Source organism: Nocardia sp. NBC_01329 (genome assembly GCF_035956715.1).
GTDB lineage: Bacteria > Actinomycetota > Actinomycetes > Mycobacteriales > Mycobacteriaceae > Nocardia.
Window position 1 is genome coordinate 4,057,621 of the sequence record NZ_CP108381.1, and the last position, 18,386, is coordinate 4,076,006.

At 69.1% G+C, this 18,386-nt stretch carries 18 protein-coding genes; 7 read left to right on the top strand and 11 right to left on the bottom strand.

Annotated elements, in window-relative coordinates:
- Positions 1-26: 26 nt before the first annotated feature.
- Positions 27-857 carry a helix-turn-helix domain-containing protein gene (locus OG405_RS18535; RefSeq protein WP_327147734.1) on the top strand — a complete coding sequence of 277 codons (831 nt, stop codon included), beginning with the start codon at positions 27-29 and terminating at the stop codon, positions 855-857.
- Positions 858-931: 74 nt separating this feature from the next.
- On the opposite strand, the gene OG405_RS18540 is transcribed toward OG405_RS18535, so the two are convergent.
- The 4 genes from OG405_RS18540 to cobC all read right to left on the bottom strand — a co-directional run bounded on the left by OG405_RS18540 (position 932) and on the right by cobC (position 5,334).
- Entirely contained in the window at positions 932-2,092 is a 1,161-nt protein-coding gene (locus tag OG405_RS18540) for a bifunctional RNase H/acid phosphatase (protein WP_442790769.1), read from the bottom strand.
- Between the two features lie 53 nt (positions 2,093-2,145).
- Positions 2,146-2,883, bottom strand: coding sequence for a zinc ribbon domain-containing protein (locus OG405_RS18545; protein ID WP_327147736.1), 738 nt, complete (start codon positions 2,881-2,883; stop codon positions 2,146-2,148).
- A 115-nt stretch (positions 2,884-2,998) separates the two neighbouring features.
- Complete coding sequence (locus OG405_RS18550; RefSeq protein WP_327147737.1) at positions 2,999-4,120, bottom strand: Nif3-like dinuclear metal center hexameric protein; 1,122 nt, start codon at positions 4,118-4,120, stop codon at positions 2,999-3,001.
- A gap of 170 nt (positions 4,121-4,290) precedes the next feature.
- Positions 4,291-5,334, bottom strand: coding sequence for an Rv2231c family pyridoxal phosphate-dependent protein CobC (gene cobC / locus OG405_RS18555; protein WP_327147738.1), 1,044 nt, complete (start codon positions 5,332-5,334; stop codon positions 4,291-4,293).
- Between the two features lie 43 nt (positions 5,335-5,377).
- Between cobC and OG405_RS18560 the strand changes: the two genes are divergently transcribed.
- Positions 5,378-5,884, top strand: a complete 507-nt coding sequence (locus OG405_RS18560; RefSeq protein WP_327152396.1) for a low molecular weight protein-tyrosine-phosphatase — start codon at positions 5,378-5,380, stop codon at positions 5,882-5,884.
- Entirely contained in the window at positions 5,884-6,750 is an 867-nt protein-coding gene (locus OG405_RS18565; protein ID WP_327147739.1) for an SURF1 family cytochrome oxidase biogenesis protein, read from the top strand. Before OG405_RS18560 ends, OG405_RS18565 begins: the two co-directional genes overlap by 1 nt.
- A 51-nt stretch (positions 6,751-6,801) precedes the next feature.
- On the opposite strand, the gene OG405_RS18570 is transcribed toward OG405_RS18565, so the two are convergent.
- Positions 6,802-7,758 (bottom strand): cobalamin biosynthesis protein, encoded by a 957-nt coding sequence (locus tag OG405_RS18570; RefSeq protein ID WP_327147740.1) that lies wholly within the window; start codon positions 7,756-7,758, stop codon positions 6,802-6,804.
- A 223-nt stretch (positions 7,759-7,981) separates the two neighbouring features.
- Between OG405_RS18570 and sigJ the strand changes: the two genes are divergently transcribed.
- The 4 genes from sigJ (at position 7,982) to OG405_RS18590 (ending at position 10,554) form a co-directional block, all read left to right on the top strand.
- On the top strand, positions 7,982-8,914 hold the full coding sequence (gene sigJ / locus OG405_RS18575; RefSeq protein ID WP_327147741.1) for an RNA polymerase sigma factor SigJ: 933 nt from the start codon (positions 7,982-7,984) through the stop codon (positions 8,912-8,914).
- Between the two features lie 76 nt (positions 8,915-8,990).
- The gene (locus OG405_RS18580) at positions 8,991-9,506 is read left to right on the top strand and encodes a gamma carbonic anhydrase family protein (RefSeq protein ID WP_327147742.1); all 516 of its coding nucleotides are present in this window, start codon (positions 8,991-8,993) and stop codon (positions 9,504-9,506) included.
- A 227-nt stretch (positions 9,507-9,733) separates the two neighbouring features.
- Positions 9,734-9,871, top strand: a complete 138-nt coding sequence (locus OG405_RS18585) for a hypothetical protein (protein ID WP_327147743.1) — start codon at positions 9,734-9,736, stop codon at positions 9,869-9,871.
- Between the two features lie 65 nt (positions 9,872-9,936).
- On the top strand, positions 9,937-10,554 hold the full coding sequence (locus tag OG405_RS18590; protein WP_327147744.1) for a TetR/AcrR family transcriptional regulator: 618 nt from the start codon (positions 9,937-9,939) through the stop codon (positions 10,552-10,554).
- A gap of 235 nt (positions 10,555-10,789) precedes the next feature.
- Here the strand turns inward: OG405_RS18590 and OG405_RS18595 are convergent, their stop codons facing one another.
- The 6 genes from OG405_RS18595 to OG405_RS18620 all read right to left on the bottom strand — a co-directional run bounded on the left by OG405_RS18595 (position 10,790) and on the right by OG405_RS18620 (position 18,384).
- Complete coding sequence (locus OG405_RS18595; RefSeq protein WP_327147745.1) at positions 10,790-12,634, bottom strand: Eco57I restriction-modification methylase domain-containing protein; 1,845 nt, start codon at positions 12,632-12,634, stop codon at positions 10,790-10,792.
- 107 nt (positions 12,635-12,741) lie between these two features.
- Positions 12,742-14,175 (bottom strand): acyl-CoA carboxylase subunit beta, encoded by a 1,434-nt coding sequence (locus OG405_RS18600; protein WP_327147746.1) that lies wholly within the window; start codon positions 14,173-14,175, stop codon positions 12,742-12,744.
- Between the two features lie 126 nt (positions 14,176-14,301).
- A complete protein-coding gene (locus tag OG405_RS18605) occupies positions 14,302-15,567 on the bottom strand; it encodes a KasA/KasB family beta-ketoacyl-ACP synthase (RefSeq protein ID WP_327147747.1) in 1,266 nt (421 codons plus the stop codon).
- 10 nt (positions 15,568-15,577) lie between these two features.
- Positions 15,578-15,880, bottom strand: a complete 303-nt coding sequence (gene acpM, locus OG405_RS18610) for a meromycolate extension acyl carrier protein AcpM (RefSeq protein WP_327147748.1) — start codon at positions 15,878-15,880, stop codon at positions 15,578-15,580.
- Between the two features lie 126 nt (positions 15,881-16,006).
- On the bottom strand, positions 16,007-16,921 hold the full coding sequence (locus OG405_RS18615) for an ACP S-malonyltransferase (RefSeq protein WP_327147749.1): 915 nt from the start codon (positions 16,919-16,921) through the stop codon (positions 16,007-16,009).
- 128 nt (positions 16,922-17,049) lie between these two features.
- On the bottom strand, positions 17,050-18,384 hold the full coding sequence (locus OG405_RS18620; RefSeq protein ID WP_327152397.1) for a PucR family transcriptional regulator: 1,335 nt from the start codon (positions 18,382-18,384) through the stop codon (positions 17,050-17,052).
- Positions 18,385-18,386 lie beyond the last annotated feature (2 nt).

The window sequence follows — 18,386 nt, forward strand, 5'->3', positions numbered from 1 at the left end:
GCACCGGCCGCCGATACGCTCACGGTATGGAGCAGCGTGCAGACGGGAACCCGGCGCGGATCGGTGGCCTGCTACGAGAATGGCGGCAACGGCGGCGGCTGAGCCAGCTGGATCTGGCGCTGGCCGCGGACACCTCGGCCCGGCATCTGTCGTGCGTGGAGACCGGGCGTTCGGCGCCGAGCCGGGATATGGTGCTGCGCCTGTCGCGGACGCTGGATGTGCCGCTACGGGAACGCAATACGCTGCTGGTGGCCGCCGGGTACGCGCCCGCCTACCACGAGAGCAGCCTCGACGACGAGCATCTCGCATCGGCCCGGGCGGCACTGGACCATATGCTCGCCGCGCACGAGCCCTATCCGGCGGTCGCGGTCGACCGGTGGTGGAATGTGATTTCCGCCAATTCGGCATTGACTGTACTCACCGACGGCGTCCCCGTAGGACTGCTGGCCGACCGGCCCAATGTCTATCGGCTGGTGCTGCACCCGGAAGGTCTCGCCGGCCGGCTCGCCAACCCCCGTCAGGTGCGCGAACAACTGCTCGACCGGCTGGCGCGCCAGGCCGGCGCCACCGGTGATCCCCGATTGCGCGAGCTCTACGACGAGGTCAGCGGTTATCCGGCCCTCGATACGGAGGCAGAGGAGGCCGGACCCACCGAACCGGGCCCGTTCCAGGTACCGATCCGGGTACGTACGCCCCATGGCGAACTCTCGCTGTTCGGCACCATGGCCACCTTCGGCGCACCCGCGGATGTGACACTGTCGGAGCTAGCGGTCGAGTTCTTCTACCCGCTCGACGAGTTCACAGCACGGTTCCTGCGGACCCGGGCCGAGGCCCTCGCCGCGGCCGCCCCCGGCTGACCCGGGACCGTCGGAACCGGCCGGCGTCCCGGGCACCGAGGCTGGAGCCGCCCACGTTATCCGGACACTTTCGTTCAGAGGTAGCTCGTATCGTTGACCAGCCGGACCGACGACCCACCGTCGGGGTAGAACTCCGCGAGCGAGAGCGACGCCAGGTCCAGGTGCAAGCGGTAGAGCAGTGACGGCCCGACCCCCAACGCCAGTTGCAGCAGCGTCTTGATCGGCGTGACATGGCTGACCACAACGATATTCGCGCCCGAATACCGGGTGACCAGATCGCGGCGCACCGCCTCCACCCGTTCCCGGACCTCGTCGAAACTCTCGCCGCCGGGGGCGGGCAGCGACGGATCCCCCAGCCAGCGAGCGTGCAGGTCCGGGTCACGGTCGGCGGCCTCGCCGAACGTCAGCCCCTCCCACTCGCCGAAATCGGTTTCGGTGAGCCCCTCGACCACCCGTACCTCGATACCGAGCGCCGCTCCGGCCGCCTCGGCGGTTTCCCGGGCCCGGCCCAGCGGTGAGGTCACGATCGCGGAGATATCGCCCTTGGCGGCCAGCATCTTCGCTGCCCCGGCGGCCTGTTCCCGCCCGACGGCGGTCAGCGGCGGATTACCGCGACCGGAATAGCGACGCTGCACCGATAATTCGGTCTGCCCGTGACGTAAGAGCAGCAACCTGGTGGGGCGGCCGACCGCCCCGGTCCAGCCCGGGCCCGGCCCGGACAGCCGCGCCGACGCACTGCGTGAATCGGCCGCCGTATCGGCGACCTCGGCGGCGGGGGCGGGCCGGGCCGGGGCCGGGGCCGGTTCGGCCGCGTGGATCTCCTCGACCAGCTTGCCGTCGTCCATGGCCTCGTTCGCCAGCCGGTCGGCATGGGAGTTCTCCGCGCGCGGTATCCAGCGATAGCTCACCCGGTCGAAATCCGCGGCCAGCCGCCGCGCCCGGTCGGCGAGCGGGATCAGAGCAGGGTGCTTGATCTTCCAGCGACCCGACATCTGCTCGACGACGAGTTTGGAGTCCATCCGCACCGAGACCACTCGCGCACCGAGTTCGGCGGCCGCCTCCAGCCCGGCGATCAGCCCCCGGTATTCCGCGACATTGTTGGTGGTGACGCCGAGGGCCTCCCGCCGCTCCGCGAGCACTCCCACGCGGTCCGCGTCGAATACCACCGCCCCGTAACCCGCCGGTCCCGGATTACCCCGGGATCCGCCGTCGGCCTCGACAACGACCTCGCGCACGCTCACATCGTCCTCCCGCTCCCGCTACTCCGAACCCGCTGTCCGGTGCGACCTCACAATCCGGATTCCTTGGTCCGCACCAGCACCGCACCGCATTCCGGACACCGCACCACCAGGTCGGGCGCGGTTTTCGCGATACGTGCGATCTCACCGCGGTCCAGTTCGATCCGGCACGCCCCGCAGCGCCGGGCCTGCAACAACGCCGCACCGATACCGTGGCCGATGCGCTGCCGGTCGTAGATGCTAAGCAGTTCCTCGGGGAACACGCCGACCAGCTTCGCCCGGTCGGTTTCGCAGCGCTGCTGGGCCACATCCAGGTCGGCGAGTGCCTCGTCGCGGCGGTCGCGCGCGGTGGTGAGCTCGGCTTCGGTCCGATCGAGGCGGGCACCGGCATGTTCGTGATCGGCGGCGGAAGCTTCACGGCGTTCCATCACCTCGAGCAGATCGTCCTCGAGCACCGAGCGGCGCCGTTCCAGACTGGCCAGCTCGTGCTGCAGTTCCGACAGCTGTTTCGCGCCGACCGAGCCCGCTTCCAGCACGCCGCGGTCGCGATCCTCACGCTTGCGGACCGCTTCGATCTCGCCCTCGAGTTTGCGGATATCGCGGTCGAGATCGTCGAGCACGATCTCGACGGCCACCGCAGCGTCCTTGTGCGCGTTGCGTTCGGCCTCGAACCGGTCGACCTCCTGCTGTTCGGGAAGAACGCTGCGCCGGTGCGCGATCCGGGTCAGCTCGGCGTCGACCGCGGCGAGACGCAGCAGTTGGGCCTGAATCGATGGTTCGACATTCAACGCGAACGAACTCCCTGCACACTGTGGACGGATAAGAAGGTCCACCGTACTCCGGGGGGTGGGGGCGGCGGCGCCGACCGGTCCGAAGCCACGTGCCCGGGCGTCCGCGCGGCGGTCAGCCGCCGCAGCCGACCGTCCACGGGTCGGTACGAACGGTGCAGACCCGTGTCTCCAGCTCCGGAAGCCCGTCCCGGACCACAGCGGCTGCCTGCGCGCACCAGGGGAACTCGGTAGCCCAGTGGGCCGCATCGATCAACGCGGGCCCCGAACGGCGTAGATGTTCGTCGGCCGGATGATGGCGCAGGTCGGCGGTGAGATAGGCGTCGACCCCGCGGCGGGTGGCGATATCGAGCAGCGAATCACCCGCGCCACCGCAGACGGCGACCGTGCGCAGCAGCAGGTCCGGGTCGCCCGCGGCACGCACACCCCAAGCCGTTTCCGGCAGGACGGTGGCGGCTCGGGCGGTGAAATCGCGCAACGTCAGCGGTTCGGCGAGGGTACCGATCCGGCCCAGCCCCTGGTTTCCGCTCAGCGCGGCCCGTTCGGTCACGTGGTACGCGGGTTCCTCGTAGGGATGCGCCGCCCGCAGCGCCGCGAGCACCGCCGCCCGCGATCGCGGTGGCGCGACCACCTCGAGCCGGTCCTCGGCCGGCCGGACCAGCTCGCCCACCACCCCGGTCGCCGGGTTCGCGCCGTCCAGTGGCCGGAACTGACCCGTCCCGGCGACCCGCCATGCCGCTTCCCGATAGTCCCCGGCACTGCCCGCTCCCGCGTCGAACAGCGCCGCCAGCACCGCATCGGCATGTCCCGGCGGCACCTGAACCGTCCATTTGTCCACGGCGGGTACAGGTTTCGGGTCCAGCGGGCCCGTGACCGTCAATCCGAGCGCCTCGGCCAGGGCATCGGATACGCCGGGGTCGGCGGAATCGGCGTTCGTATGCGCAGTGAACAGCGCACAACCCGAGCGGATCAGCCGGTGCACCAGAGACCCCTTGGGGCGGTCGGCCGAAACGCTGTCCACGCCCCGCAGCAACAGCGGATGATGGGCCACCACAGCCTGGGCCTCCCACCGCACCGCCTCGTCCACGACGGCCGCGGTGACATCCACGGCGAACAGCACGCGCCGTACGGTCTCGGCGGGGTCCCCGCACACCAGACCGACCGAATCCCACGGTTCGGCCAGCCGCGGCGGGTAGGCCGCCTCCAGCGTCGCGACGAGTTCGGCAAGGGTGGCCACGGCACACCTTCCTCTCGGGAGCTCTCAGGTTTCGTCGGCGACAGGGTTTCGTCGGCGACAGGGTTTCGTCGGCGACAGGGTTTCGTCGGCGACAGGGTTTCGTCGGCGACAATGATGTCGCGTGAACGGCGGTCCGGCGCGGACGGTCCGCCCACCGGCGGTGATACCGGCTAGACCAGCCGTCCGGCGTTACCCAGCGCCGCCACCAGCCGCTCGACATCCTCCGGCGGCCGGACCGCGACCCGCACATGCCCCGGCCCCAGGCCGGGGAACGTGTCGCAGCGCCGTACCGCTATGCCGTGCCGGCGCAGATATTCGCGCAGTATCTCGCCGCGTTCCACCTCCAGCAGCAGGAAGGGCGCGGCCGCGGGGGTCCGCACCGCGACACCGGCGCCGGTCAGCCGCGCGGCCATCGCCGCACGGTGCTCACCGATCTCCAGTGCTCGCGCCGCGGTCTCGGCGAGCGCGCGCGGCGAGGCGGTGGCGGCGATCGCGGCGAGCTGCAGGGTGCCCACCGGCCAGTGCGCCCGGCCCCGGACCAGCTGCCGAAGCACCTCCGGCGCCCCGAGCAGATACCCGCAACGCAGCCCGGCCAGCGCCCAGGTCTTGGTGAGACTGCGCAACACCAGCAGCCCCTCCCCTGCCTGCGCGGCCAGCGACTCCGGCTCACCGGGCACCGCGTCCATGAAGGCCTCGTCCACCACCACGATCCGCCCCGGACGCAGCAGCGCGCGGACGAGTGCGGCCGGATGCAGTACCGAGGTGGGGTTGGTGGGGTTGCCGATCACCACCAGATCCGCTTCCTCGGGAACCACGGCCGGATCGAGGGTGTAGGGAGGTTCCAGCAGCACCCGGTGCACCGGGACACCGGCCTCGCGCAGGGCGAGTTCGGGCTCGGTGAACGACGGGTGCACCACCGCCGCGAGCCGCGGTGCCAACCGCGGAAGCAGGGCGAAACCCTCCGCTCCACCGGCCAGCGGCAGGACGTGGTCGGGTGCGACCACGTGCCGGGCGGCCACGGCTTCCCGGGCGTGCCGCTCGTCCGCGGCGGCCGGATATCGGGCCAGCGAGTCCAGGGCGGCGACCAGCCGGTCCCGTAGCCAGCGTGGTGGCGCGGCGCCCTGGACGTTCACCGCGAAATCGAGCAGACCCGGCTGGGCATCTACGTCACCGTGATGACGCAGCCCGGCGAAATCGACATGATCGGTGAGCATGAGACGCACCCTACGTGGCGCCGGGCCCGATCGACCCGCCAGAATGGCTGTCGTGGGTGAGCTGCACATATCGTTCGTCTGTACCGGCAACATCTGCCGGTCGCCGATGGCGGAGAAGATCCTGCTGGGCCATCTGTCCCGGGCCGGGCTGGCCGACCGGGTCCGGGTGAGCAGTGCCGGCACCCACGATTGGCACGCCGGGGCCGAAGCCGATCCCCGCACCACCGCCACTCTGCGCCGCCACGGCTACCCCACCGGCCACCGGGCCACCGGGTTCGGCACCGAGCACACCGACGCCGACCTGGTCGTCGCGATGACCACCGAACACGACCGCGACCTCGCGATGCGCGGTATCCCGCCGGCCCGCCGCCGGTTGCTGCGCAGTTTCGATCCGGACGCCGACGGGATCGACGTACCCGATCCGTACTACGGCGGGACCGAGGAATTCGAACTGGTGCGTACGCAGATCGAGGCCGCGGTCCCGGGCCTGCTGGATTGGGTCCACGCAGCGCTCCCCGCGCGAGCCCCGGTCACCGGCGGTGCGGCCTGATGCGCCGCCTGGCCTTCCTGCTGCGTCCCGGCTGGCTGATCCTGGCCGTAGTGGTCGCCGGCTTCGCCTACATGTGTTTCACCGTGCTCGCGCCCTGGCAGCTCGGCAAGAACGAGACCACCTCCGACCGCAACCAGCTGATCGCCGATTCGGTCCACGCCGATCCGGTGGCCGTCACCGATATCCTCGACGGCGATGCGGTGGGTGCGGCCACCGAATGGCGGAAGGTGTACGCCGAAGGCAGCTACGTCCCGGATTCGACCGTGCTGGTCCGGCTGCGGCATCTCGACGGCGCACCCGGTTTCGGGGTGCTGTCCGCGTTCACTCTCACCGACGGCCGCACCCTGCTCGTGGATCGCGGGCTGGTGGCGGCGGTCGACGGGTCGCAGCCGCCGCCGATCGATCCACCGCCCGCGGGCGTGCAGCGGGTCGAGGGCCGGATCAGGGTCTCGGAGAACGTCGACCCGCAGCGCACGCCCGCGGTCCAGAACGGTATCCCGCACGTCTACTCGATCGATATCCCGCAGGAGACCACGGTTCTCGGTATCCCGCTGACCCCGATCCCGGTCGGTGACCGGGGCTCCTATCTCCAGCTGTCCGACGGCCAGCCCGGCGCCTTCACGCCGGTCCCGCTACCCCAGCTCGATGCCGGTCCCTATCTGTCCTACGGGTTGCAATGGCTGGCTTTCGGCATCATGGCGCCGCTGGGACTGGGCTATTTCGCGTGGGCCGAGATCCGCGAACGGCGCAGACAACGCCCCGCGGCGAAAGCCGGATCCGACCCCGCCGCGCCGAGTACCCCCGAACCCGAACCCGTCACCATCGAGGCCCGCCTGGCCGATCGATACGGCCGGGACCGGCACTGATACAAGACCGGCACCGATATCGGGATCCACCGGTGTAGCCGATACCCGATCTCAGCCACGTGTGGGCCGGGCGCGTATCCGGTCCCACAGCATCGCGCTCAGCGGCGCGGCCAGCACGGCCGAAACCACCGCCGCGTATTGCACCAGTTCCGACAGCCGGACGGCCCGCCGCAGATCACCCGCCGCGGGCGCCGGTCCCACACCCAGTTCCGGCCGCTGCTCGACCCCGTGCCGGTATTCGGTACGCCCGCCGAGCCGGACACCGAGCGCCCCGGCCGCCGCGGCTTCCACCACTCCGGCGTTCGGGCTGGGGTGCCGGCGCGCATCCCGGCGCCAAGTCCGCAGCACCGTGCCGGGACGGCCGCCGACAAGTGGTGCCACCACCGCGGTGAGCAATCCGGTCGCCCTGGCCGGAAGCAGATTCGCCAGATCGTCGACGCGGGCGGCCGCCCATCCGAAATTCCGATACCGCTGGTTGCGGTAGCCGATCATGGCGTCGAGGGTGTTGACCGCCCGATAGCCCAGCAGTCCGGGAACGCCGGCCACCGCGCCCCACAGCAGTGGCGCGACGGCGGCGTCGGAGGTGTTCTCGGCGATCGACTCCAGTGCCGCCCGGGCCAGCCCGTCGGCGTCGAGTGACTCCGGGTCCCGCCCGCACAGCGCGGGCAGCATTTCCCGGGCGGCCGCCACATCGCCGGCGTCCAGCCGATCGGCCATCATCCGCCCGGTCCGTGCCAAGCTCCGTCCACCCAGGACCGTCCAGGTCGCCGCAGCCACCGCTGTCGTACCACCCCGCCGCAGCGCGGCGCCCAAGCCCACAACCGACCCCACCAGCACCAGTTCGTGAACCACCCCCGCCCGCCGGTGATCGGCATAGCTCACCGATTCCAGCGACGCGGCCAGCATCCCGAACCCCGCCACCGGATGCCCGCGCCGAGGGTCCCCGACCACCCGATCGATGGCGAAGCCGATCAGCAGACCCGCCGCGGTCGAAACACCTCTGCGCACCGGGTGAGCGTATCCAGCGCCGGAGTCCTGTCCGGGCCGGGGACGACAGGCCGAGGAATTCCCGCGACCGGTACCGGTGTTGGCAGGATCGACCCGGCGGGGCCGATACCGCCACGACCTGGCCACGGTCGGCGACCGCCCGATGTCACACAGCGGGTGCGCGCGTCGTCGACTCGGTGACACCATCGCCCGACCGCGGGCCACGACCGAACGGGGAACCGCAGTGACCGACCGAGATGGAGCCACCGACCTGGCCCGGCATTTCGAGGAACTGCGCCCGTACCTGCGTCGTCTCGCCTACAGCACTCTCGGCAGCCTCGCCGACGCCGACGATGTGGTGCAGGAGGCGTGGCTGCGGTTGCAGCGACAGCAGGAGTCCGGCGGCGCACCCATCGACAATCTGCAGGCGTGGCTGACCACGGTGACCGGACGCCTGGCTCTGGATCAGCTCGGTTCGGCGCGGATGCGGCGCGAACAGTACGTCGGCGAATGGCTGCCCGAACCCGCGGTCTCGGACTGGGAGGATCCCGCCGACCGGATCTCCCAGGACGAACGGGTCACCATGGCGCTGCTGGTGGTGCTGGAATCGCTGTCACCGGCCGAGCGCACCGCGTTCGTCCTGCAGGATGTGTTCGGGATGTCGGGACCCGAGGTCGCCGAAGTGGTGGGCCGCACCCCGGCCGCGGTCCGGCAGCTGGCCTCGCGCGCCCGTAAACGGGTCGAGGACGGGACCCCGCGTTTCCCGGCGTCACCGGATGAACAGGAGAAGGTCGTCTCGGCGTTCTCGGCGGCCTGGCGGTCCGGTGATATGAGCGCGCTGCTGGGGGTGCTCGACAGCAAGGTGTCCTTCACCGCCGACGGCGGCGGCAAGGTATCGGCCGTCCGCAAGCCGGTGCGGGGCGCCGATTTCATCGCCGAGATGCTGGTCGTCTGGCATCGCGCGCCGATGGCGGAAAACGGCTGGCTGCGGATGATCGAGGTCAACGGGATGCCGGGCCTGCTGGTCTTCGACGGACGGCACCACGGGATCTTCTCCTTCACTGTCGACGAGGGACGGATCACCGCCATCCACGTGGTGCGCAATCCCGACAAGATGCGCGACCTCCCACTCGACGACGGGTCCGCACGGCCGCTGCGCGCACCGGGGAACAGTTGATATGGCCCACCGGACCGGGCGCGGTCGCGGGCGACTGCCTCCACGGCGGCGAATCGCCGCGGGTTAGGTTGCGTACATGAGGATCGAAGTCAGCGGACACCAGCCCGAGGTCGACGCCACCGCCTGGATCGCGCCCACCGCGAATGTGATCGGCCGGGTGAAGCTCGGGGCCCAGGTCAGTATCTGGTACAACGCGGTGTTGCGCGGTGACACCGAACTGATCACCGTCGGAGAACGCAGCAATATCCAGGACGGCTGTGTACTGCACGCCGACCCGGGTTTCCCGGCCACCGTGGGTGCCGGGGTGTCGGTCGGGCACAACGCGATCCTGCACGGCTGCACGATCGAGGACGACTGCCTGATCGGGATGGGCGCGACCGTACTCAACGGCGCGGTGATCGGCCGGGGCAGCCTGATCGCCGCAAACGCGCTGATTCCGGAGGGCGCGCAGATCCCGCCGGGGTCGCTGGTCGCCGGTGTCCCGGGCAAGGTGCGCCGTGAACTCACCGCCGAGCAGCAGCGCGGCGTGGAATTGAATGCCATGGTCTATCTGCACCACATGTCCGAGCATCGGTCGGCGAAGGAGATCTGAGCCGACTCCACCGACTGCCCGGACACACTATTGGACAAGCGTCCAGTAGGTGGCTGCTAGGATGGAACAACGTATCCGGGGAGACGGTTCGGCCCGAAACCCACTGTCCTGCAAGGCGTCGGCGTTTCGGGCGACCCGTACACGTGGGCACGGCGATGTGCCGGCAGGAGGTATGACGGGTGGCGTGCGAGCAGTCCGGGACGCGTCGGCCGACAGGACGGGTCAGCGTGGCAGATATCGCCGCGCAACCAGGAGGAATCGAGGCGCTGCAGCGCCGGGTCCACGAACTACGTTCCAGAGGAGTGGATTTCGCGGCCAACGCAATCGAACACGAGATGGCCGAACTGGATCTGCCGCGGGAGTGACGCCCAGCACGAAACCAACGCACAGGTCACCCGGCGCGACGGCCGTCGGATAGGGTGTGGAAACCATGCCACCCGTACCGCCGATTCTGCAACGCATCCTTGCCGAGCCCCCCGCCGACAGCGGGAAAGTCCTCGACAGCGCGTTATCGGCGTTCCTGGATTTCGGGATCAAACGCACCAGCATGGGCGAGATCGCCCGCCGGGCCGGCATCAGCCCCGCCACCCTCTACCGTCGCTTCGAATCGAAGAACGACCTGGTCGAAGCCGTCACAGTGCGGGAAGCACAGCGATTCGTCACCAAGATCGACAATCGGGTCCGCACGGTAACCGGCTCCGAAGATCAACTGGTGGAGATCTTCGTGGCCTTCATCTCCGCCATCGCCGGTAACCCACTGCTGATCCGGCTGCTGCGTACCGAACCGGATCTCGTACTACCCAGGCTCACCACCGAGGCAGGACCGATCCTGGCCGTCGGCCGCACCTATCTGGCAGCGAAACTGCGAGAACTGAACGACAGCGGTACCGATTTCGATCCCGACCTGATCGCCGAGATCATGGCCCGCCTGGCCCTGTCGTTGGCACTCACCCCTGACGGTCTCATCCCCATCCAGGACGAGGCCGCCGGCCGCGAATTCGCCCGCCGCACCCTGCTGCCCATGGTCTCCGGCCACAACCCGAACTGAAAGCTGTGTATATGGCCCCGCCTTCGGCGGGGCGGGTCGGGGCCCTATTAACCCCGGTTCTTCACTCCGGCGCTCAGTCGCTGCGCTCCTTCGCTCTGTCGCTCCAGAACCGGGGCGGGCCCCGACTGTGTCTGGTGGCCCCGCCTTCGGCGGGGGGCCGGGGGCCTCGTGACCCGACTGTGTGGATGGCGCCTGCCTTCGGCGTCGCGTCGGGGCCCTGTCGAACCGACTGGTCTCACAGGGCGAACGCGCGGTGGACCAGCTCGTCCAGTTCTTCCTGCCCCGCCGCGCCGGTCTCCGGTTCCTCGGCCAGCGCGCGCACCCGGCACACGATCGCGGTCGCCGCCGGAGTTCCCGGATCCGGTAGCGGTAGCCGGGACACGTACTGGGTGATCCAGCGCCGCCGCCCGGAGTAGAGCCGGTTACCGCAGACGGCGTCGTAATACCGCAGCCCCAGCGACGAGTTCGCGACGCCCATCATCAAACAGGCCAGATCCTCGGCACCGGCGCCACCGCCCAGGTCCGCCAGCGAGATCCAGTAGCAGTCGCCGTTGACCACCGCCCCGGAGCGATCCAGCGCAAACCGCGGCCGGTCGCTGATATCCGGGAACACCACCTTCGGGATACGCCACAGATGTGGTCGCTGCGGCACCCAATGCTCGAACCATTTCCGGCCCGCACCGGTGAGGTAGTCCCGGGCGGTCAGCACCTCCCGATGCTGCTCCAGGTAGGCCGCGGTCCGCGGATACCGCGCCAGATCCACCGGCACCCGTCGGGTCCGGGTGAGGTCGTAGGGGTACAGCACCCGCGTCTCGCGTATCCGATCGATGCGCCACGGGCGCAGATCGTGATGGGTGATGAGATCCCGCAGCAGTTCCGGTTCGGCAGCCGGATCACCCCAGTGCACCGCGATGAACACCTTGTCCGCATTGGTCTTGATCCCCACCCGGATACGCCCCAGATCACCGAAAGTCCGCCACATCCGGTCGGAAACCCCGCGCAACCAGTCGTCGTGCCCCATCCGGGACATCCGCCACCCCACCGACGCCGCCGCGGGGCCGGGTTCGGTCGCCAGCTCCCCCACCGTCACCGCGAATCGGCGGCCCTGCCGCGACACGGTCGTATCGGCGGCGCCACCCAGAGCCACGAACAGTTCCCGGTCCCCGCCCGAGGCCCCCGCGGTCTCCGAACCCCTCGTGGGCTCGCCGGCGTCTCCCTGCGACCTTCCGCCGGAGAGCCCCGCTCCAGGTCCCCGCCTCGCCGGAATCGAGCCGACCGGACCGTACTCGGCGAGCCGGTCCGAACGCCGCGCCCCCTCTGCCGGTATCGCGCCGACCGAGCCCGCGGTTCCCGTATCCGATACGGCTCGGGCCTCCTCCTCGTAGACCGACACATACCGGCAGGTCCCCCGTGTCGCACCGCGCACGGCAATCGTCACCGCCGGCAGAACCGCCGCCTCGAACAGTTTGGTATCCCCCAGGTCGTACAGTTCCACCGGCGTCAGATCGGCCAGCAGCAACCCGCGCAGATTCGACCCCGCCTTCGTGGTGAGAAAACGATTCGCGCACAGCAGACCCAGCACCGCGCCTGGGGCCATCAACCGCGGCAGCGCCGCGACGAACGGATGGGTGAGATCGATCCGCCCCCGCAACCCGAACTGCCCACGCAGAGCCTGCGCCGCCTCCCCACCCAACTGCTGGGTCCGGACGTACGGCGGATTCGCGATCACCGCATCGAACGATTCCGCAGGCAACCCCGCACAATCGGCCAGAAAGTCCCGCTGCCGCCATTCGGCGCCGACCCCCGACTCCGCGGCCCGCCGCCGAGCCAGCACCAACCCGGCCGGATCCAGGTCGTAACCCGTCAGCTCGACCGGAACCCCCGGCAGACGATCGGCCAGCGCATCCTTGATCGCGAACAACAACTCCCCGGACCCACACGCCGGGTCCAGGACCCGCACCCGCCCGGGCGTCCCGATCCGCGCCACCACCCGGCCCGCCAGGAAACCCGCAAGCGTGGCAGGTGTGTAGTGCCGCCCGTGACGTTTGCGCTCGCGAGCCCCCGCTCCATCGCGTCCCATCTGCGCATTGTTGTCGACAGAGGGGTGTCGACGGATCATTTCGCTTTTATCGGTCCTGCCCCTCCTCCGGCGGTCCGCTCAGCGGCCCGCCACGCGGACCGGCCGACTCACAGCGGAATGTTCTTGTGATGGCTGGCCCGGCAGGGTGCCGCAGCCAAGGCTCCGGCGATCTTGCTGCGCGTGTGGGCCGGGTCGATGATCTCGTCGACTACACCGATCGTCACCGCCCGCTCCACGCCGCCGGCGATGGCTTCGTGTTCGGCGGTCAGTCGTTCATGCAGAGCTTCGCGCTCTTCTTCCGGCGCGGCGGCGAGGGCTTTCTTGTGCAGGATGCCGACGGCGGCTTTCGCGCCCATCACCGCGACTTCCGAGCCCGGCCAGGCATAGACCGCGGTCGCGCCGAGCGAGCGGGCGTTCATCGCGATATAGGCGCCGCCGTAGATCTTGCGGGTGACCAGGGTGACCCGCGGGACCTGGGCTTCGGCGAACGCGTGCAGCAGTTTGGCGCCGCGCCGGACTACGCCGTCCCATTCCTGGCCGACGCCGGGCAGGTAGCCGGGGACGTCGGTGATCACGACCAGTGGGATACCGAAGGCGTCGCAGAGCCGGACGAACCGGGCCGCTTTCTCGGCGCTCTTGGAGTCCAGGCAGCCGCCCAGCCGCAACGGGTTGTTGGCGAGAACACCGACGGTACGGCCGCCGAGCCGGCCGAGGCCGGTCACCATGGAGCGGGCGTAGCCGCCCTGTAGTTCTTCGAAACTGGATTCGCCGTCGACATTGTCGAGCAGTTCGTGGACCAGCGGTTTGACGTCGTAGGCGCGTTTGGCCGAGGCGGGCAGTAGGGCCAGCAGGTCGACGTCTCCGTGTTCGGCGGCGCGGAGGTCGAATTCGCCTTGTTCGGCGAACATCGATACCAGTCGGCGGGCGCGGTGTACGGCGTCGGCTTCGTCGTCGGCGACGATATGGGTGACGCCCGACTTCTTGCCGTGGGTTTCCGGTCCACCGAGGGTGACCATGTCCACCTGTTCGCCGGTCACGCTGCGCACCACGTCGGGTCCGGTGACGAAGACCCGGCCCTCCGGGGCCATGATCACGATATCGGTGAGGGCGGGTCCGTAGGCGGCACCGCCGGCGGCGAAGCCGAGTACCACCGAGATCTGGGGCACCTGACCGGAGGCGCGGACCATGGCCTCGAAGACCTGGCCGACCGCGTGCAGGGCCTCCACGCCCTCGGCCAGCCGAGCACCACCGGAATGCCAGAGACCGACGACCGGGGCACCGGAATCGATCGCGGTGTCGATCGCGTCGACGATGTGCTTGCAGCCCTCCACACCCATCGCGCCACCCATCACGGTGGCATCGGAGCAGTACGCGACCGTTCGAACCCCGTCTACCTCGCCGACCGCCGCGAGCACTCCCGATTTGTCGCGCGGGTGCAGCGGCAGGACGGTCCCGGGGTCGAAGAAGCGGTTCAGCCGCCCGAGTGGATCGCGCGGATCCGTCACGGTTTCCTGATGGCGGGCCGGGGCGATAATCGTCATCGCGTTCTCTCCTCGATGATGTGTGACCGAGACACCGGCCGCGGGTGGCCGAGAGCCCAGACGGGGCCGCCCGGATGTACCCGGCGGCCCCGTCTGTGGGTCGTCGAACTATTCGGCAGGGACCTATCAGGCCCGACCGAAGGCGAGCGCGACGTTGTGCCCACCGAAACCGAACGAATTGTTGATCGCGTACTCGATCTCTTGGCGCCGTGCTTCGCCGGCGACGATATCGAGGTCGATCTCTGGATCCTGGTTCTCCAGGTTCAGGGTGGGCGGCACGATACCGTCCCGGATGGCCATCACGGTGAGCACGGACTCCAGCGCGCCGACGGCGCCGATGGAATGCCCGAGCGCCGATTTGGGCGCGTAGATCGACGCATGATTGCCGACGGCCTTGTTGATCGCCCGTGCCTCGGCAGTATCGCCGATCGGAGTGGCGGTGGCGTGCGCGTTGATATGGGTGATGTCCTTCTTGGACAGACCCGCGGTCTGCATGGCCCGGGTCATGGCGCGGGCGGCGCCCGTGCCCTCGGGGTCCGGTGCGACCAGGTGGAAGCCGTCGGAGGTGATACCGGCGCCCAGCAGACGGGCGTGGATGGTGGCACCGCGGGCTTTGGCATGCTCTTCGGTCTCGATGACCATGAGCGCACCGGCCTCGCCGAAGACGAATCCGTCGCGATCTTTGTCGAAGGGCCGCGAGGCGGCCTTCGGATCGTCGTTGCGGGTGCTCATCGCGCGCATCATGGTGAACGCGGCGATCGGCACGGCGTCGATGAAGCCTTCGACACCGCCGGTGACGACCATATCGGCGTCACCCATGACGATCATGCGCCATGCGTTGGCGATGCCTTCGGAGCCCGACGAGCACGCCGAGACCGGAGTGACCACTCCTGCCCTGGCCTTCAGCTCCAAGCCGACGACGGCAGACGGCCCGTTCGGCATGACCATCTGAACAGCGAGCGGCGAGATCTTGCGATAGCCCCCGTTCTTCAGTTTGTCGACCGAATCGATGAGCGCGTCACCGCCACCTAGTCCAGTGCCGATGGCCACACCCAGCCGGTCCGGATCGACCTCCGGGCTGCCCGCGTTGCGCCAGACTTCGCGGCCGAGCACGGTCGCGAGCTGCTCGACGTAGGCCATCCGGCGGATCTCGACCCGGCTCAGCAGAGTTTCGGGGCGAACCTTCAGGTGGCCGCCGATACGGACCGGTAGGTCGTATTCCTCGATGAAGGAATCCTCGAGAACGTCGATACCGCTCTCGCCGTTGAGGAGACCCTTCCACGTCGCATCGACGTCACCCGCGATCGACGTGGACGCCGCCAGGCTCGTGACGACGACGTTCGGGAAGTTCCCGTTCAAGGTCGAGGGACAGAACGCAGCAGGAGTGGTCACGGTGTCGGCCCTACTCGGCGTTGTCGAATTTGGCCTTGAGCTCTGCGGCGGCGTCGGAGTTCTCCGCCTCGAGCTTCTGGATGTAGTTGACGGCGTCGCCGACCGTCTTCAGGCTGGCCAGATCCTCGTCGGGGATCTTCACGCCGTACTTGTCCTCGGTCTGCACCGCGATCTCGACCATGGACAGCGAGTCGATGTCCAGGTCATCGACGAAGGACTTCTCGACGGTCACCTCGGACGGTTCGATACCCGTAACCTCTTCGATGATCTTGCCGAGTTCCTCGACGATTTGTTCCTGGGTCAGAGCGGCCACTTCGTGGCTCCCTTCTTGTTTTCTCGTGTAGGGCTTACATATTTCTTCGGGCCGAGACGGCGTATGGTTACGCCGCTTCGGTGCCGGGCTCCCGCGAGGGTTCGTGGAAACACGGCCGTAGGCAAGCTAGCCGGAGCTCGTGAGCTCGGCCAGCGCGGGGATGTCCTCGGGGGTCTTCAGCGCCAGGTTGGGGGTGCCTTTGAGCTCCCGTTTGGCAATCCCGACGAGTGTTCCCGCAGGTGGCAACTCCGCCACCGCCGAGACGCCGGACTGCCGGACGGTTTCGGTGCACAGGTCCCACCGAACGGGCCGGGTGACCTGCGCGGCGAGCTTAGCCACCGCGTCCGCGCCGGACTCGACCGGCTTGCCGTCGGCGTTCGACAGCAACGGACGAATCGGCTCGTGCGGGGTGATCTCCGCGATCGCCGCCGCTACCGCCTTCTGAGCAGGAGCCATGAACTCGGTGTGGAACGCGCCCGCTACCGGAAGCGCCCGTACCCGGGCCTTCTCCGGCGGGTTCGCGGCCAGTTCGGCCAGTGCGTCCAGGCGTCCCGCCGCCACGATCTGTCCGGTGGCGTTGCGGTTGGCCGGGACCAGTTCCAGTTCTTCGAGCCGTGCCAGCACAGCGGCCTCGTCGCCGCCCAGCACCGCGGACATCCCGGTCGGCTCGAGCGCGCACGCTTTCGCCATTTCGGTTCCGCGGATGGCTGCCAGCGTAACCGCTTGGTCGGCGGAGATCACGCCGGCGACCGCCGCGGCGGCGAGTTCACCCACCGAGTGGCCGGCCACGATGGTGTCGGCCGGTACCCGCTTCTCACCGATCTCGGCGAAGGCGAGCAGCGCGGCAGCGACCACGAGTGGCTGGGTCACCGCGGTGTCGGTGATCTCTTCGGCGGTCGCTTCGGTGCCGAGCCGGATCAGATCCAGGCCCGATTCCTTCGACCACAGTGCGAGCCGGTCACGAGCGCCCGGCAGGTCGAGCCAGGGCGCGAGCATGCCGGGTGTCTGAGAGCCCTGTCCAGGGGCGAACAACGCGATCACGTACCTAAGAAAACACTGTGAGACCGCATTCGCGAGATGTCGACGTGAATAGAGCTTTCGGACAGCTTTTGTATGATCTCCACAAAAGCCCGCGTGGGGTGTCCGGATCGACCGAATTGGGGTCGGCGTTACAGCCCGTCTTTGTCTGCTGGGACAAAAGAGTCATCTGGGGCTGAAGTGGATGATTCGTTACGCGTTCGTGTCAATCGACCTACTGAGGCGGCGATTCGTAACACATACGCGTCCCGGGCGTTGAGCGGATCGCGACCGGTGACTTCCCCGATCCGCTTCAGGCGATAGCGCACAGTATTTGGATGAACGTACAGTTGACGGGCGCACATCTCGACCGCGCCGCCGCATTCCAGGTAGGCATCCAGGGTGTCCGCCAGGGCAGAACCGGCAGAAGCCAACGGAAGGACAAGGTACTCGACGAGAGCGTCGACCGCAGCTCGGTCGCCGAGCAACGCCCGTTCCGGCAGTAGTTCGATGGCGTGGACCGGGCGCGGTGCCTCCCGCCAACCGATCACCGCCTCCATGCCCGCCAGCGCCTCCAGGGCGCTGCTGTGCGCGGCACCCAGCGTGCGGGTGGTCGGTCCGATCACCACCGGACCGTCGGAAAACGCCTCGATGAGCAGATCCGCCATGAACGGTGAGGTGTGCAGGGTGTCGCCCAGCGGGCCGCTCACCACCATCACCAGCCGCGCGCCCTGGACCACCGCCAGTGCGGCCCGTCCGTGCCGGGCCGCGATCGTATGCACCGCGCCGACCACCGAGACGCCCTGATCCCGCGGCGGGGTCCCCACCAGCACCGTGGCAGGCGCGGTGGCGTCCCAGTTCAAGGTGGCCGCCCGCGACAGCATGTCGGGACCGGTGTCACCCCGCACCACCGCGTCCACCACAAGCGCTTCCAGGCGGGTATCCCAGGCGCCCCGGGATTCGGCCGCGCTGGCATACACCGAGGCGGCCGCGAAACCGAGCTCACGCCCGTATCGCAGTACCGCCTCGGTGAGCGCCACCAGCTGGCGGTCGTTGCGCGCCAGTGCGGGCAGCCATTGTTCGAAGAAATCCATGGCGACCCGCACCATGTCCACGGTCTGGCGCAGCGTCAGCCGCCGCGCCAGATCCTGCGGAAACACCTGGAAAGCGTCCAGGCTGAACCGGATATCACTGTCCGGATCCTGTAGCCACTCCAGGAAGGTGACCACCGCGGTCTGCACCAGCATCTGGACGCCGGCGCGCTGCGCGGCGTCCAGATCGGCGAAGAACGGCAACCGGTCCTGCATCGACCCCACGGCCTCGGTGGACAACCGGCCGGAGAATTGCTTGACACGCTTGAGCAGTGTGTCCGGCAAGGGATCGCGGTTCTGCCGATTCGGCGACAGCGCGCCGGTCGGCAGAAACACCTCGTGCTCGTTGGAGCCCTCGGTGACCCGGCGGGGACGCGGTGGTCTGCGTTCGATCATCG

Excerpts from the sequence above, each read along its gene's own strand:
- OG405_RS18620 (WP_327152397.1), bottom strand. The coding sequence starts at position 18,384 with ATGATCGAACGCAGACCACCGCGTCCCCGCCGGGTCACCGAGGGCTCC.
- cobC (WP_327147738.1), bottom strand. The coding sequence starts at position 5,334 with ATGCTCACCGATCATGTCGATTTCGCCGGGCTGCGTCATCACGGTGAC.
- OG405_RS18590 (WP_327147744.1), top strand. The coding sequence starts at position 9,937 with ATGCCACCCGTACCGCCGATTCTGCAACGCATCCTTGCCGAGCCCCCC.
- OG405_RS18600 (WP_327147746.1), bottom strand. The coding sequence starts at position 14,175 with ATGACGATTATCGCCCCGGCCCGCCATCAGGAAACCGTGACGGATCCG.
- OG405_RS18560 (WP_327152396.1), top strand. The coding sequence starts at position 5,378 with ATGGCTGTCGTGGGTGAGCTGCACATATCGTTCGTCTGTACCGGCAAC.
- OG405_RS18565 (WP_327147739.1), top strand. The coding sequence starts at position 5,884 with ATGCGCCGCCTGGCCTTCCTGCTGCGTCCCGGCTGGCTGATCCTGGCC.
- OG405_RS18595 (WP_327147745.1), bottom strand. The coding sequence starts at position 12,634 with ATGGGACGCGATGGAGCGGGGGCTCGCGAGCGCAAACGTCACGGGCGG.
- OG405_RS18535 (WP_327147734.1), top strand. The coding sequence starts at position 27 with ATGGAGCAGCGTGCAGACGGGAACCCGGCGCGGATCGGTGGCCTGCTA.
- OG405_RS18580 (WP_327147742.1), top strand. The coding sequence starts at position 8,991 with ATGAGGATCGAAGTCAGCGGACACCAGCCCGAGGTCGACGCCACCGCC.